Annotated in this window: 15 protein-coding genes; 11 read left to right on the plus strand and 4 right to left on the minus strand. The window is 30.7% G+C overall.

Translation table 11 applies throughout. The annotated features are described in order from the left end of the window. Positions 1 to 747, minus strand: coding sequence for an ECF transporter S component (locus tag ABXG81_RS02850; RefSeq protein ID WP_117520650.1), 747 nt, complete (start codon positions 745 to 747; stop codon positions 1 to 3). Positions 748 to 1,023: 276 nt separating this feature from the next. Here ABXG81_RS02850 and ABXG81_RS02855 point away from each other — a divergent pair, with 276 nt between their 5' ends. The 6 genes from ABXG81_RS02855 to ABXG81_RS02880 all read left to right on the plus strand — a co-directional run bounded on the left by ABXG81_RS02855 (position 1,024) and on the right by ABXG81_RS02880 (position 9,515). Then, positions 1,024 to 1,722 carry an isoprenyl transferase gene (locus ABXG81_RS02855; RefSeq protein ID WP_353529075.1) on the plus strand — a complete coding sequence of 233 codons (699 nt, stop codon included), beginning with the start codon at positions 1,024 to 1,026 and terminating at the stop codon, positions 1,720 to 1,722. Further along, positions 1,719 to 2,495, plus strand: coding sequence for a phosphatidate cytidylyltransferase (locus tag ABXG81_RS02860; protein ID WP_117520654.1), 777 nt, complete (start codon positions 1,719 to 1,721; stop codon positions 2,493 to 2,495). Before ABXG81_RS02855 ends, ABXG81_RS02860 begins: the two co-directional genes overlap by 4 nt. A 9-nt stretch (positions 2,496 to 2,504) precedes the next feature. Beyond that, complete coding sequence (locus tag ABXG81_RS02865; protein WP_353529076.1) at positions 2,505 to 3,521, plus strand: M50 family metallopeptidase; 1,017 nt, start codon at positions 2,505 to 2,507, stop codon at positions 3,519 to 3,521. Positions 3,522 to 3,530: 9 nt separating this feature from the next. Continuing rightward, entirely contained in the window at positions 3,531 to 4,592 is a 1,062-nt protein-coding gene (ispG, locus tag ABXG81_RS02870; RefSeq protein WP_316122337.1) for a flavodoxin-dependent (E)-4-hydroxy-3-methylbut-2-enyl-diphosphate synthase, read from the plus strand. Then, a complete protein-coding gene (locus tag ABXG81_RS02875; RefSeq protein WP_353529077.1) occupies positions 4,582 to 8,706 on the plus strand; it encodes a PolC-type DNA polymerase III in 4,125 nt (1,374 codons plus the stop codon). Before ispG ends, ABXG81_RS02875 begins: the two co-directional genes overlap by 11 nt. Before the next feature lie 524 nt (positions 8,707 to 9,230). Beyond that, the gene (locus ABXG81_RS02880; protein WP_353529078.1) at positions 9,231 to 9,515 is read left to right on the plus strand and encodes a hypothetical protein; all 285 of its coding nucleotides are present in this window, start codon (positions 9,231 to 9,233) and stop codon (positions 9,513 to 9,515) included. A 235-nt stretch (positions 9,516 to 9,750) separates the two neighbouring features. Here the strand turns inward: ABXG81_RS02880 and ABXG81_RS02885 are convergent, their stop codons facing one another. Then, on the minus strand, positions 9,751 to 9,885 hold the full coding sequence (locus ABXG81_RS02885; RefSeq protein ID WP_281268544.1) for a hypothetical protein: 135 nt from the start codon (positions 9,883 to 9,885) through the stop codon (positions 9,751 to 9,753). On the opposite strand from ABXG81_RS02885, the gene ABXG81_RS02890 reads away from it, so the two are divergent. Together ABXG81_RS02890 and ABXG81_RS02895 are read left to right on the plus strand one after the other, a co-directional pair. Then, positions 9,842 to 9,952 (plus strand): ATP-binding cassette domain-containing protein, encoded by a 111-nt coding sequence (locus ABXG81_RS02890; protein ID WP_353529239.1) that lies wholly within the window; start codon positions 9,842 to 9,844, stop codon positions 9,950 to 9,952. The two genes, ABXG81_RS02885 and ABXG81_RS02890, sit on opposite strands and share 44 nt — an antisense overlap. Positions 9,953 to 10,056: 104 nt before the next feature. Further along, a complete protein-coding gene (locus ABXG81_RS02895) occupies positions 10,057 to 10,197 on the plus strand; it encodes a hypothetical protein (RefSeq protein WP_220398809.1) in 141 nt (46 codons plus the stop codon). Positions 10,198 to 10,392: 195 nt separating this feature from the next. Here the strand turns inward: ABXG81_RS02895 and ABXG81_RS02900 are convergent, their stop codons facing one another. Together ABXG81_RS02900 and ABXG81_RS02905 are read right to left on the minus strand one after the other, a co-directional pair. After that, positions 10,393 to 10,704, minus strand: coding sequence for a hypothetical protein (locus tag ABXG81_RS02900; protein ID WP_117520664.1), 312 nt, complete (start codon positions 10,702 to 10,704; stop codon positions 10,393 to 10,395). A gap of 52 nt (positions 10,705 to 10,756) precedes the next feature. After that, positions 10,757 to 12,211: a carbon starvation protein A gene (locus ABXG81_RS02905; RefSeq protein WP_209814619.1), complete on the minus strand. Its 1,455-nt coding sequence runs from the start codon at positions 12,209 to 12,211 to the stop codon at positions 10,757 to 10,759. Positions 12,212 to 12,443: 232 nt separating this feature from the next. On the opposite strand from ABXG81_RS02905, the gene ABXG81_RS02910 reads away from it, so the two are divergent. From ABXG81_RS02910 to ABXG81_RS02920, 3 genes are read left to right on the plus strand one after another with little or no spacing between them, the layout of a single operon-like run. Further along, positions 12,444 to 12,887, plus strand: coding sequence for a ribosome maturation factor RimP (locus tag ABXG81_RS02910; RefSeq protein ID WP_117520668.1), 444 nt, complete (start codon positions 12,444 to 12,446; stop codon positions 12,885 to 12,887). A 9-nt stretch (positions 12,888 to 12,896) separates the two neighbouring features. Continuing rightward, positions 12,897 to 14,255 (plus strand): transcription termination factor NusA, encoded by a 1,359-nt coding sequence (gene nusA, locus ABXG81_RS02915; RefSeq protein ID WP_353529079.1) that lies wholly within the window; start codon positions 12,897 to 12,899, stop codon positions 14,253 to 14,255. Beyond that, a complete protein-coding gene (locus tag ABXG81_RS02920; RefSeq protein WP_117520672.1) occupies positions 14,252 to 14,518 on the plus strand; it encodes a YlxR family protein in 267 nt (88 codons plus the stop codon). Before nusA ends, ABXG81_RS02920 begins: the two co-directional genes overlap by 4 nt. Position 14,519 lies beyond the last annotated feature (1 nt).

Here is a 14,519-nt window from a genome sequence, read left to right on the forward strand (position 1 = left end):
TTACCTCCTTGATCTTTTTACAGCTTTAACAACTGCAGTTGTTATTATAACTGAGAAAATAGCCTCTGGAATACCAGATGTAACTGAAACTCCAAGTATTGCAGATTTTGCATTTTCTAAAGGTATATTTAGCGCTTCTACATACTTTTGTGCATAAATTAAATATATACCACCTAATACTAAAATTGTATTGGTCATAGATCCTACAAAAGCTCCTATTGCCACTGGAAAATCTAGGGATGAAGATTTTCTTGAATAGATAAACAAAGCTATGCTTATCAAAAGTAATATAACTACTATAGTTATATTTAATGGAGAAGCACCTGTTTTAATATCTTTATATAGGACATATACTAAAGCTAAAGATATAAGTATCCAAATAACTCTGGCTATGGTTTTAGAATTTTTAGTACTTGCTTTTTTTACTCCATTATAGGCGTAATAAGAAGTTATACCGATTAATATTCTAGGAAGTATTGATATAAGTGGGTTATAGAATACAAAAGAAATTGGACCTGGTCTTAAAAATGCGTTTGCTAGTGATGATATACCAAAAATAAGCCCAACTAAAGCCCCTACTAAAGGTCCTTCTACTATGGCTGCAATAATTACAGGTATATGCATGGTTGTAGCATTTATTATCCCAAGTGGTATTAGTCCAAGTGGTGTTAATCCAAGTACAATTGTAATTGCACCAAGTACTGAAGCTGTTACTAGCTTCTTGTTATCTAGTTTTGTGTTTTTCATTTTTCCTCCTGATACGGTTCTATTTGATACCGTTCTTTGCACTAAAAGATGCTTAACTAATTATTATATTTACAAAAAAGTGATTTGATTAAAAGCTTGGATCTATTAAAGTATCCTGCAATATCACTTATATTGTATTATCCACATAAATTATATCACAAATTTACTTTTGGTAAAGCATATGGATATATAAATAACTTATTTTTTAAGCTATTTTACAAAAATAAACACAATTAAAAATGGTATAATACCATTAGACTTTATAAAGAGGTTATTATGGAAGATATAAACATACCAAATCATGTTGCGATAATATTAGACGGAAATGGTCGTTGGGCGACAAAGAGAAATAAGCCTAGGACTTTTGGCCATAAAAATGGGGCTGATAATGTCGTAGATATTGCAATTCATGCAAAAAAAAGAGGAATTAAATATTTAACAGTTTATGCCTTTTCTACAGAGAACTGGAAAAGACCAGCAAAGGAAGTGGACTATCTAATGAAACTTATGATCAAGTTTATTAATGATAAGATAGATCAGTTAATGGAGGAAGATTGTAAACTAAATTTTTTAGGAAACTTATCGATTCTTCCCAAAACTACTAGAGATGCTATAGTAAGGGGAATTAATAAAACTAAAAATAATAAGTCATTATTTGTAAACATTGCTGTAAACTATGGTGGCAGAGATGATGTAGTTCATGCTTTAAAAGATATAATAGATGAAGGATTTAATAAGGATGATATAAATGAGGATCTTATATCTAAGCATTTATATACTAAAGATATACCTGATCCTGATTTATTAATAAGACCAGGTGGGGAGATTCGTATTTCAAATTTTTTGATTTATCAAATAGCCTATTCAGAATTATATTTTTCTGATGTATTATGGCCAGACTTTAATGAGGAAGAATTTGATAGAGCTTTATTAGCATATTCTAATCGCAATAGACGATATGGAGATATTAAATGAATCTATTAGTGAGAACTTTGGGAGGAGCATTAATCCTTTTAATATTGTTAGCTATAACATATTTTGGACATATAAGCTTAGCTGTTGGTTTTACAATCTTTTCCTTAATTGCTATTAAGGAAATAACTAAAGCTTTTGAAAATATTGATGTAAAAGTACCAAAGATGCTATTATATGTATGTGATTTATTAATAATGGTTTTAACTATTAATAGTAATCCAGATGCTTTTAATTTAGCTATTATATTTTCTGTTATAGCTATATTAATATATATGTTATTTAACAAAAATAGAACGTTAAATGATATATTTGCTAGTATTTTTATAATAATGTATGTGCCAACTCTTATGGGAAGTATTATTAAAATTGCTGATATAAGCTATGTATGGTCACTTTATATAACTGCTTGGGGATCGGATACCTTTGCCTACTTGACTGGTTCATTAATTGGTAAAAACAAGATAAAGTCTATAGCTCACATTAGTCCTAATAAGACTTTGGAAGGATCTATTGGTGGAATTATAGGTGCTCTTATATTAAATATTATCTATGTAAAATATGCTCCTCTTAACATTAACTTAACATATGTTATTATATTTTCTATAATAGGGGCTATCTTATCTCAATTAGGTGATTTGGTAGCTTCATATATAAAACGAAAAACAGGTATAAAGGATTTTGGGAATCTTATTCCAGGTCATGGAGGTATCATGGATAGGTTTGATTCTATGGTATTCATAGCTCCTATATTTTATTTATTATCTGTTTTGTAAGGAGAATCAATGGGAACAATTATTATTGCCCTTATAATGTTTTTAGCTCTAGTAACTATTCATGAGTTTGGACATTTTATAGTGGCAAAGTTATCAGGTATAAAAGTAAATGAATTTGCAGTAGGGATGGGTCCTTCTATAAAATCATCTCAAAAAGGAGAAACAAAATACTCTCTTAGAGCTTTACCTATAGGTGGATATTGTGCTATGGAAGGAGAAGATGAAGAGTCAAATGATCCTCGTAGCTATGATAATGCACCGGCAGGTAAAAGATTTTTAACTATTCTTGCAGGCCCTATGATGAATCTTATTTTAGCTATTATTATTTTTACAATAGTAGTCTTCAATACAGGCACTAGCACAACTTATGTAGGAGGTTTTGCAAAAGATTCTTCTGCTAAGGAAGCAGGTATAAATATTGGTGATCAGATAGTAAAAATAGATGATAAGAATGTAAATGAATTTACTGACATTTCTAAGATTTTATCTGATTATTATTCAAAAAATGATAGTAAAGAGCCAATAGAAGTTGTTGCTAAGTCATCTTATGGTAATATTAAATCATATGAGATTAAACCGGTTTTTAAAAATGATATTCCGCTTTTAGGAATTACTTCAAAAATGAGAAACGTAGGATTTTTTGAATCAATTGGACTTGGCTTTAAGGAAACCTGGCGCAATATAAAGATGATTTTTAGCATTTTAGGCATGCTATTTACGGGAAAACTTTCCTTTGGAGCTTTAAGCGGACCAGTAGGAGTGGTAAAGGAGATAGGGAATCAAGCTCAAAATGGAGCTATGAGTGTCCTATACTTTTTATCATATATTAGCGTAAACCTTGCAGTATTTAACTTGATACCATTTCCTGCCCTTGATGGGTCTAAGTTATTTACTAACCTTTATGAGATGATTACTAAAAAAAGGGTTAATAAAAAAATTGAAGAAAAAGTTACTGTTGTGGGATTTGTAATATTAATAAGCTTAATACTAATTATCACAATTAAAGATATATTTACACTTTTTTAAGGAGATGTAATGAGAAAAGAAACTAGACAAATTTATGTAGGAGATGTTGCAATTGGAGGCAACTCTCCTATTTCTATCCAATCAATGACTACAGCAAAGACCAGTGATATAGAAACTGTAGTTAGTCAAATAAATGCGTTAGAAGATGCAGGATGTGATATTTCACGTTCAGCTGTTAATGATATGGATGATGCCAAAGCAATTTCCGAAATAAAAAGAAGAACCAATCTACCATTTGTAGCAGATATTCAATTTGACTACAAATTAGCTCTAGCGGCTGTAGAAAATGGTTGTGATTGTTTAAGATACAATCCAGGGAATATAGGTAGCGAAGATAAGGTGAGAGAAATAGTAGAAGCCTGCAAAAAGCGTAATATACCTATTAGAATTGGGGTAAACTCAGGTTCTATTTCTAGAGAAATATTAGATAAGTTTGGTGGGGTCAATGCAACTTCTTTAGTAGAAAGTGCCATGGAAGAGATTGGGATTTTAGAAGATACGGATTTTTATGATATGAAAATATCTGTAAAATCTTCTGATGTAAATACAATGATAGATGCCTATAGGAAGCTAAGTAGTTTAGTAGATTATCCACTCCATTTAGGAGTTACAGAAGCAGGCCCATTGTATCAAGCCCTTGTGAAATCATCTATTGGAATTGGATCTCTTCTAAAAGACGGCATAGGGGACACTATTCGTGTATCAATTACAGGAGATCCTGTAGAAGAAGTAAAAGCAGCAAAAACTATACTAAAATCTTTAAATCTTAGCCATGATGGTCTTGATATTGTATCATGCCCAACTTGTTCAAGAACTACGGTTAATTTAGAAGAAATAGTAGCAGAAGTTGAAGAAAAAGCGGCGGGCTTAGGTGTAGATGCAAAGATAGCTATTATGGGATGCCCTGTAAATGGACCTGGAGAAAGCAAGGAAGCAGACTATGGCATTTCCGCTGCAAATGGTATGGGATTTCTTTTTAAGAATGGTGAAACCATAAAGAAAGTTAAGGAAGATGAAATAGTAGATACTCTCTTAAAAGTATTAAAAGAAAGTCATTTAAATGAAAATTGATTTAAGCAAATTTGTAGATATTAAGGAAAATGAATATACAATTACCAACGCTGTTTATTACAGAGAGAAAAATGAGCTCAAACTTACTGTAGAATCAAATCTAAATTACTTAGAGGATAAGGTGAGAGCGGATCTAGATGATTATTTATCTTATGTGAATCTTACTATAGAGTTTGTCATGTTAGAACCTGATACAAATGATGAAATTTGCGAAGATGAAAATCCAGAGATAAACGAAGTGGAAATTATTGATGATATAGATTTAAATATTAAGCCAAGAGAAGCTTTAAATAATAGCAAAGATAATTGTAAGAATGTAAATAATCCTTGCTCTAATTTAATTGAACGAAAAGAAAAGGACTTACAAGCTAGGATAAGTCACGCTATGAGTCATACTAAGGAAGAGAAAAAAATAGATGTTCCAGTCGATGGATTAGATTATGGAAGAAAAATTAAGAATGATCCGATTGATATAGATGATATTTATGATAAAAAGGGGATAACCGTTTCTTTAATAGGAACGGTTTATGGTCTTGATGTATTTGAAACTCGTAATCACTCATTTATATACACCTTTGACCTAGAAGACAATACAGATGCTATTAGTTGTAAGATTTTTGTTTCTCAAAATAAAAAAGATTGTTTAAATCTATTGGCTAATGGTATAGCTGTTCAAGTAGAAGGTGTACTAAACTATGATGATTACGCTCATGATGATGTATTTACAATCAACTCATTAAAGGATGCTGTCGTTAGTAAGAAGATAGATACAGCTTATGAAAAGAGAATAGAGCTAGAGTTACATACTAAAATGACCAACCTAGATGGTTTTGTAGATAATAAGGACATAGTTAGTATTCTTGATGATTGGGAATGGGATGGTCTAGGGATTACTGATACAGAAACTCTTCAAGCTTTGCCAGATCTTTATGATGCTATAAGTAAAACAGGTAAAAAAATGCTTCCAGGAGCTGAACTTTTGCTTGTAGAAGATGAGCTTAGGATCCTAACAAATCTATCTGATAAAAAAATTCCTGAAACTAGTGATATTAAAGATCAAGAATTTGTTGTATTCGATTTAGAAACTACAGGACTTTCAAGATTTAAAGATAAGATAACAGAAATAGGTGCTGTTAGAGTTAAAAATGGAGAAATTACTGAAGAATTTAATGAGCTAGTAAATCCTGAACAGATAATACCAGAAAAAGTAGTAGAACTAACAGGCATTACTAATGAAATGGTAATGGATAAGCCTAAGATAGATAAGATATTGCCAAAGTTTTTAGAATTTGCAGGAGATACAATCTTAGTTGGTCAGAATTCGGATTTTGATATAGGGTTTGTAAAAGAGAATTCTAAGCAATTAGGATTAGATTTTGCTCCAATTTACATGGATACTTTACCTATGGCAAGAGCTTTGTTTACTGATATGGGTAGGTTTTCACTTGATAAAATAGCGAGAAAATTAAATATACCAGCCTTTAATCACCATAGGGCAAGTGATGATGCTCGTGCTACAGCCCAAATTTTTATAAAAATGTATGATATGATAATGAATCAGGACTTAAATTTAGCTAATATAAATACATTGAATACAGAGTACCCTAAGTCTAAATTCGAGAATTTTTCAACCATAGTATTTGCTAAAGATGAAACAGGTCTCAAAAATTTATATAAGTTAATTTCAAAATCTAGAATGGAGAACTTTAATACTGAAGCTAGAACTCCTATTTCAATTTTAAAAGAGTATAGAGAAGGTATTTTAATAGGTAGTGGTGGACATGACGGTATACTTTTTAGATCATTATTAAACGACTATCCAGAAGAAAAGATTAGTGAATTATTAGAGTTATTTGATTTTTTGCAGGTAGAACCACTTGGGATTTTTGCAGATGAAATTACAAATGGACGAATTAGAGATTACAATCAAGTAATTGAGATTAATAAAAAAATCATAGATCTAGGGAGAAAGCATAATAAATTGGTAGTGGCAACGGGTGGAGTAAGGTATTTAATGCCAGATGATTATATGCTAAGAAATATCTTACATAAAGGACAATATTTTAGATATCATGAGAATGAGCCTTTATATTATTTAAGAACAACTAATGAAATGCTTGAAGGGTTTTCTTATTTAGATAAGGACCTTGCCCATGAACTTGTCATAACTAATCCTAAAATAATAGCCGATGAGATTAAGGATATCAGACCAATCCCTCCAGGAACTTTTCCTCCGAAGATAGATGGATCTGATGAAAAACTTAGAGAAACCTGTTATAATAAGGCGAAATCAATATATGGAGAGCCATTGCCTAAGATTGTAGAAGATCGTCTAGAAAAAGAACTTAATTCTATAATCTCTAATGGATATGCAGTTCTTTATATAATTGCAAAAGAGCTAGTAGGAAAATCTAATGAAGATGGCTATTTGGTAGGCTCTCGTGGATCTGTAGGTTCGTCGTTTGCTGCTACTATGGCAGATATAACAGAAGTTAATCCTCTATCACCTCATTATGTTTGCCCAAAGTGTAAGCATAGTGAGTTCTTTGAAGAGGATAGGCTGGGAGCTGGAATAGATTATCCTGACAAAGATTGTCCAAAGTGTGGTACTCCTATGAATAAAGATGGACACAATATACCATTCGAAGTTTTTTTAGGTTTCGAAGGAGATAAAGAACCAGATATAGACTTAAACTTTGCTGGAGAATATCAGCCTATAATCCATAAATATACAGAAGAATTATTTGGTAAAGGCAAGGTATTTAGAGCTGGAACTATTGGTGCTATCCAAGATAACACTGCTTTTGGCTATATAAAAAAATATAGTGAAGAATATGGTGAAGAATTTACAAATGCTCAGATTAGAAAACTTCAAAGAGGACTTAAGGATGTAAAAAGAACCACAGGTCAACATCCAGGTGGCTTAATAGTAGTACCTAATGATATTGATATATTTGATATAACACCTATTCAATATCCTGCAGATGATCCTAATGGTGATATAAAGACAACACATTTTACTTATAATATGATGCATGAGACTTTATTAAAACTGGATCTTTTAGGTCATGATGTGCCATCAATCATACGTGCTCTGCAAGATTTGACAGGAACAGATCCTCTTAAGATAAGAATGGGCGACCCTAAAGTTATGAAGATATTTTCAACTACTGAACCTTTAGATATTAAGCACGATTTCTCGAATAATGAGATAGGAACGCTGGGTATACCAGAATTTGGTACAAATTTTGTTAGAGGAATGTTAAAGGAAGCATATCCTACTAAGTTTTCAGAGATGACAAGAATTTCAGGACTTTCTCACGGCACAGATGTGTGGAATAATAATGCTAGAGATTTAATTTCAGATAAAACTGCGAATTTTGATGAAATAATATCAACTCGTGATGATATTATGAACTCTCTTATACAAAAGGGTCTAGATAAGAAGAAGTCTTTTCAAATTATGGAGATTGTAAGGAAAGGAAGATCCCTATCAGAAGAACAACTGGAGTATATGAGAGAAAATGAAGTGCCAGAATGGTATATAGAATCTTGTCTAAAGATTAAATATCTATTCCCAAAAGCCCATGCAGTTGCATATTGTCTTATGAGTTATCGTATAGCTTATTATAAAGTTTATTATCCTGCTGCTTTTTATGCAACTTACTTTAATACAAAGCTTTCAGATTTTGTTTATTCTATTATAATTAACGGATTAGAGTCGATTCAAGTGGCTCTTAAATCATATGCTCAAAGATTTGATCTTACAGCTCGTGATGAGGGCATTAGAAAAGTTTTAGAAGTAGCTGAAGAGATGTATGCTAGAGATATAAAAATAGATAGGGCCGATCTATATAAATCTCATGCTTCTAAGTTTATTCTAAGTGAAAAGGAAGGATATATACTTCCACCACTTTCATCTGTTGATAATGTATCTGAGGCTATGGCTGTTGATATAGTAAACGAAAGAGATAAAGGCGAATTCATTTCTATAGAAGATTTAAACAAAAGAACAGCTGTAAATAAAAATGCTCTAGAAAGTCTTAAGAATTTTGGAATTATAGATGGTCTAGGCGAGAAAAATCAAATGAGCTTATTTGATGGAATATTTTAAAATAGTGTTTTTTTAATGTAATTATCCTATATTATTGAATTGGTTATAAATATATTGCACAACATTATAGAGGTGTTTATGAAGATAGTATAAATAAAAAAGTAATAATTATTTTACTGATTATCCAATCTATTGTATTTGCAATACTAGTAAGCATATTTTTAGATAAGAAATATAATGAAAATTTTAAAAATATTTCAAGTGATTATAAGGAAGTTTCTTAAATAATATTGATACTAGTAAAAGCAATGAAGTGGGAAATTATATTTCAAAATTTTTAGGTAAAAAATGCTGTTTTGCTAAAAGAAGTTGAAAGCCTTGACTTTACTGGTGTAAAAATAGTTCATATTTACTGGATGGCTAGTGATTGTAAAGTTAATAAATATAAGTTAAACCCTAAATTCTGGGGAAAAACAATATGCTAAAGATAAAAGTTTTAAAACTTTAGTTAACTATGTTGGTATTAAGAGAAGTTCCCTTTAAAAGCCATAGAACCTGTTATTAATTTATTGTGCAAAGATAATATGTCATGGTTTGAAACTTCTAGTTTATTAGCAGGTGGTGAAAGAAGATCTTTTATCAAATTTAATCAAAAAGCTTATGATAAATATGTAAATAAAGATTATTATAAAAAATTTCATTTAGAAGATAATATGACAGAGTTTGTAAAAATAAAAGATTTGATAGGCGGTAGGATTCAAAGTTTAGGTCAATCTATATTAACGTTTGTATTAGTAGCTGTACTATTTACAGTAATTTTTAGAATAATCTTATATAATTTAATAACGTATATAGGGAAGTTTATCTAGAAGAAGTAAACATCAAAAAAATTCTAGGTTATGATAATAAAAAATATGTAGTCCTATTTTGGCAGTGATTTTAATTGCGGCTTTTATAAATTTATTAATTGCAATAATTAAGAGATCAATTTTTGGATTTATAATTTCTCTAATAATTGGCTTGATAGAAATAGCTTTACTAAGAATGTTTACAAATAAAAATCAATTTAAAGTGATGGTAGAGTTTTTAAAATAGGGGAGAAAATTATGAAACAAAGAATATATCAAAGTTATTTGGAAATAGAAATGGAATAGATGATCTAAAATTTTCTGTTGACGAAAAAGAAATTGTAGCCATAGTTGGTAAAAGCGGTTCTGGTAAGTCTACAATTTTAAACATGAATGGTCTTTTAGAAACTTATGATAATGGAGAGATTTTATTCAAAGGCGAAAACTCCCTGATATAGATAGCAAAGAAGCTACTCTGCTTCGGAGAAATGAAATAAACTATTTTTTCCAAACGAATGTTTTAATAAATGAAAAAATTGTTAGAGGAAGTCTTTTGATTTGTATGGAATATGCAGACTTAAAAGATGAACCAACAGGATCTTTGGATCCAATTATGAGTGAAGAAGTTTTTAAAATTATTTTATCACTAAAAGATGAATTTAATAAACAATTATTATTGTTACTCACGATATGGACTAGCTAGTAAAAGTGATAGGGTTATCAAAATAAATTAATTATACAAAAGGGGTTGTTGCAAACTACGAATAATTATCGTCCCATCATTAGAAGCTTCTATTAGGAAACTTTTTACATAGCCTGACGGTTAGTGTATACAAAATTTCCATAGAGGTTCCTTCTAATGATTTTTAGACGATTTATTAATTATGCACTATCCTCTTTAAGAATTAAGTGGTGAGAATTCAGTTGCTGTATAAAATTTTTTCTTTTTTCCGAATCCAAACACTGAAATTTCAACTTCTGGATAATTCATTAGTAAGGATTCTAACCTAGGATCGTAGTATGTTGTGACTAGTTTGGAAGTTTCTTTTTTTAACATATCTTCGTTTTTTCCTTTTGGACTTATTCTAAGATTTATAGATCCAAGATCACAGCAACCCATCCCTCTTTCTACATCTTCTCTGATAAAAATTTTATCTATATTATTTTTTCTTATATAATCCTTAGCTTTGTCAGTATATATAAATTTCATAAATTTTCCTTTGAAAAAGGGAGAGCAAACTCTCCCAAAGACAAGTATCTAATTAATTTAATACAATAGCTGCAATACGGTCTTTATTTTTCTTTGCTTTTTTAACTGTAAGAATTGCTATTACAATGCTGATAATTGCACCAATAATATATGCTACCTTAAAGTCTGCACCAAACCCTACTCCCTTATCACTTATAATAAATGAGAATACTATAAATGTATAGAAAAGTTCAGGAATAAGTGATATCCAATAATTTTTGCCGTTATTTAATAAGTAGCTAGTTCCAGTTGCTAGAGCAAATAAGGCAACTAATTGATTAGTAAATCCGAAGTATCTCCATAATAGGTTGAATCCATTTGGATCGTTTTTAGCCCATGCTAATATTAATATAGCTGGAATAAATAATACTGCAGCTACACCAATTCTTTTAACTGGAACTTTTTGATCTATATTAAGTTCTTCAGCTACGATTAGTCTTAGTGATCTAAATGCTGTATCACCAGATGTGATTGGAAGAACTATAACGCCTATTATAGCAATGAGTCCGCCGATATTGCCCATAAAGTATTTAGAAATTTCACCAACCATTAAAGTTGCTCTAGTATCTAGTGGTACTATTCCTTGAGAGAATATTACCATTGCTCCAGCAGCCCAAATCATAGCAATAACACCTTCAGCAATCATTGTTGAATAGAATGTTGCTCTATTTTCTTTTTCTGAAGCGACAGTTCTAGAAACAAGCGTTACTTGAGAACCGTGGAAACCTGAAAGTATACCACAAGCTACAGTTATAAAGAATGCAGGTATAAATTTTTGTCCAAGTGGATGCTCGCTAATATAGCCTGCTCCTGCAAATTCTAGGTGAGCTGATCCTTTTGTAAATATGCCTATAAGAACTCCAACTGCTGATACAATTAAAAACGCTCCAAATAATGGATAAATTCTACCTATAAGCTGATCGATTGGAAGAACTGTTGATAGTATGTAATATAAGAATATTATAGCGTATATAATCCAGATTCCCTTTGATCCTTCAGCTAAACCCATAACATCATTTGCGAGCAAGTCTCCAGGAGTATAAACAAATACTGTTCCTGTTAGAAGTAAAAGAATACCAATAACAACGTTGTAGACTTTTCTAACTCCATTACCTAAGTACTTACCTACAAGCTTTGGTACTTGAGCTCCACCATTTCTCATTGACATTGTTCCAACTAAAAAGTCATGTGTTGCTCCAGCTATAACACAGCCTATTGGAATTGCAATAAATGCTACTTTACCAAATAGTATACCTTGTATAGGTCCAAGAATTGGTCCAGTACCAGCTATATTAAGTAGATTTATTAGCCAGTTTTTCCATTTAGGCATGGCTACAAAATCTATTCCATCTGCCTTAGCGACAGCTGGTGTTGGTCTATCATCTAAATCTAATTGGCTTTCTACATATTTTGAGTAGAAATATCCACCAACTAGGAGTACGACTAGACCCATTAAAAATAAAGTCATAAAATACCTCCATAAATATTGTATTTGTTTCATTATAAACAAATTATGTTCACATTGTCAACATGATTTATATTTTATTTATTATGTCGAAGCAGTACTATGATAAATTGAAAAATTAAATATTTAACAATAATTTAGCAATTGAATAAAAGCTATAAAAAGGTATAATTTATCCATATAAGAGTGGGCGTGATATCCGCTCTTTTAATATGTATAGGCAAAGGATGGTAAGATGGATTTAATCACAACACTTAGAGAAACCTTTGATGATGATATAAAAAATCTAGGATATGAATTAATAGATATTGAACTTAGAACTGGTAAAGATGGTAAAGTACTTACATTTTATATATATAGCGAACAAGGGATAACTATAGATGATTGTGAGAGAGTAAGTAACTTTCTAGATCAAAAATTAGATGATCTTGATTTAGTGAAAGGGCAGTATTACTTGGAGGTATCTTCTCCTGATCTTTCAAGACCTCTTAAAACAGATAGAGACTTAGAGATAAGTAGTAATGAGCTTTTGAAAGTTACGCTAAAGAATGGAGAATTTTTTCTAGGCTATATAGATGAAATTAAAGATGATAGTTTAGTTTTTTCTCTTAATGAGCAAGAAGAGATAGAAGTAAATAGAGAAGATATAAAACAAATTAAAATAGAGATTGTATTTTAAGGAGATCTTATGAATGAAGATTTTATACTAGCCTTAGATGAGCTAGAAAAGGATAAGAATATAGACAAGGAAGTTATCCTTGAAGCACTAGAAAAAGCTCTAATCAAAAGCTATCAAAAAAACTATGACAATGCAGAAAACGTTGATGTTATAGTTGATAAACAAACTGGTGACATTGAGGTTTTTGCATTAAGGGAAGTTGTAGATGATGTTAATGATAATATTAATCAAATTTCCTTAAAAGAAGCAAAAGAAATAGATAAAAATCTCGATATCGGAGATGTAGCTAGGATAAAAATAGCTCCTAAAAACTTTGGACGTGTAGCAGCTCAAACTGCAAGAAATATTGTTATACAGAAGATAAGAGATGCGCAAAGAGATTCAGTTTATGGTGAATATCTTGATCGTGAAAATGAAATGATTACTGGGACTATTCAAAGAGAAGATAGCTATAATCTTTATGTGAATTTAGACAAAATCGAAGGGGTAGTACCTCTTAAGGAACAAGTTGTAAGTGAAAAATACATCCCTAATGAAAGGATGAAGTTTTTAATAAAAGATGTGAAAAGTTCATCTAAAGAACCACAAATAGTTTTATCACGTTCTAGTGAGATTCTCGTAACTAGATTATTTGAATTAGAGGTTCCTGAGATTACCGAAGGAGTTATAGAAATATATTCTATAGCTCGCGAAGCGGGTTCTCGTACTAAGATAGCTGTATTTTCTAATGACGAAGCTATAGATCCAGTTGGAGCTTGTATAGGATATAAAGGAGCTCGTGTAAACTCTATAGTAGAAGAACTTCAAAATGAGAAGATTGATATAATAAACTATGATAAGTCTATAGAGGAATTTATATCAAATGCCTTATCACCAGCAGATATTGTTGAAGTTCTCATAAATGAGAAGAACAAACAATCATTGGTAGTAGTAAATGATTACCAACTTTCATTAGCCATAGGTAAAGAAGGTCAAAATGCTAGACTTGCAGCAAGGCTTACTGGCTGGAAGATAGATATAAAATCAAAAACTGATTTTGATAATATGAGCGAAGAAGAGATTGATCAAATTCTAGGTTTAAACCAAGAAGAAAATACTTTAGAAAAAACTAAAGAAGATATTGATTTAATTGGCGTTGAAGATCGTAGTGAGAATCAAGAAACTATAGATAATGCAAGTGGAAAGTTATCTGATAAAAAAGCAGATGATATAGAAAATTATACTTTAGAAGATGCCTATAATGGTAAAGATTTATTATCAAGTCAAGATGATTTAAAAGAAATTGATCTTGATGGAGTGTATGAAGCAGAATCTGATTTAATACTACATGGGCAAGAAGATAAATCAGAAGAGGATTCTGAAATATGAAAAAAGAAAAAAAGATCCCTCAAAGAAAATGTATAAATTGCGGGAATCTTTATAATAAAAATGATCTCCTTCGAATTGTAAATAACAAAGAGATGGGAATTGTAATTGATGAAAGTGGCAAGCTTAATGGACGAGGTGCATATATTTGTAAAAATAAAGAATGCATAGAAGAAGTTAAGAAGAATAATAAGCTTAATCGTGTATTTAAACAAAAAGTAGATAAAAAAATTTACGAGGAGTTAGAAGCTTATGAAGTAAAATGAG

Source organism: Anaerococcus nagyae, assembly GCF_040364225.1.
GTDB lineage: Bacteria > Bacillota > Clostridia > Tissierellales > Peptoniphilaceae > Anaerococcus > Anaerococcus nagyae.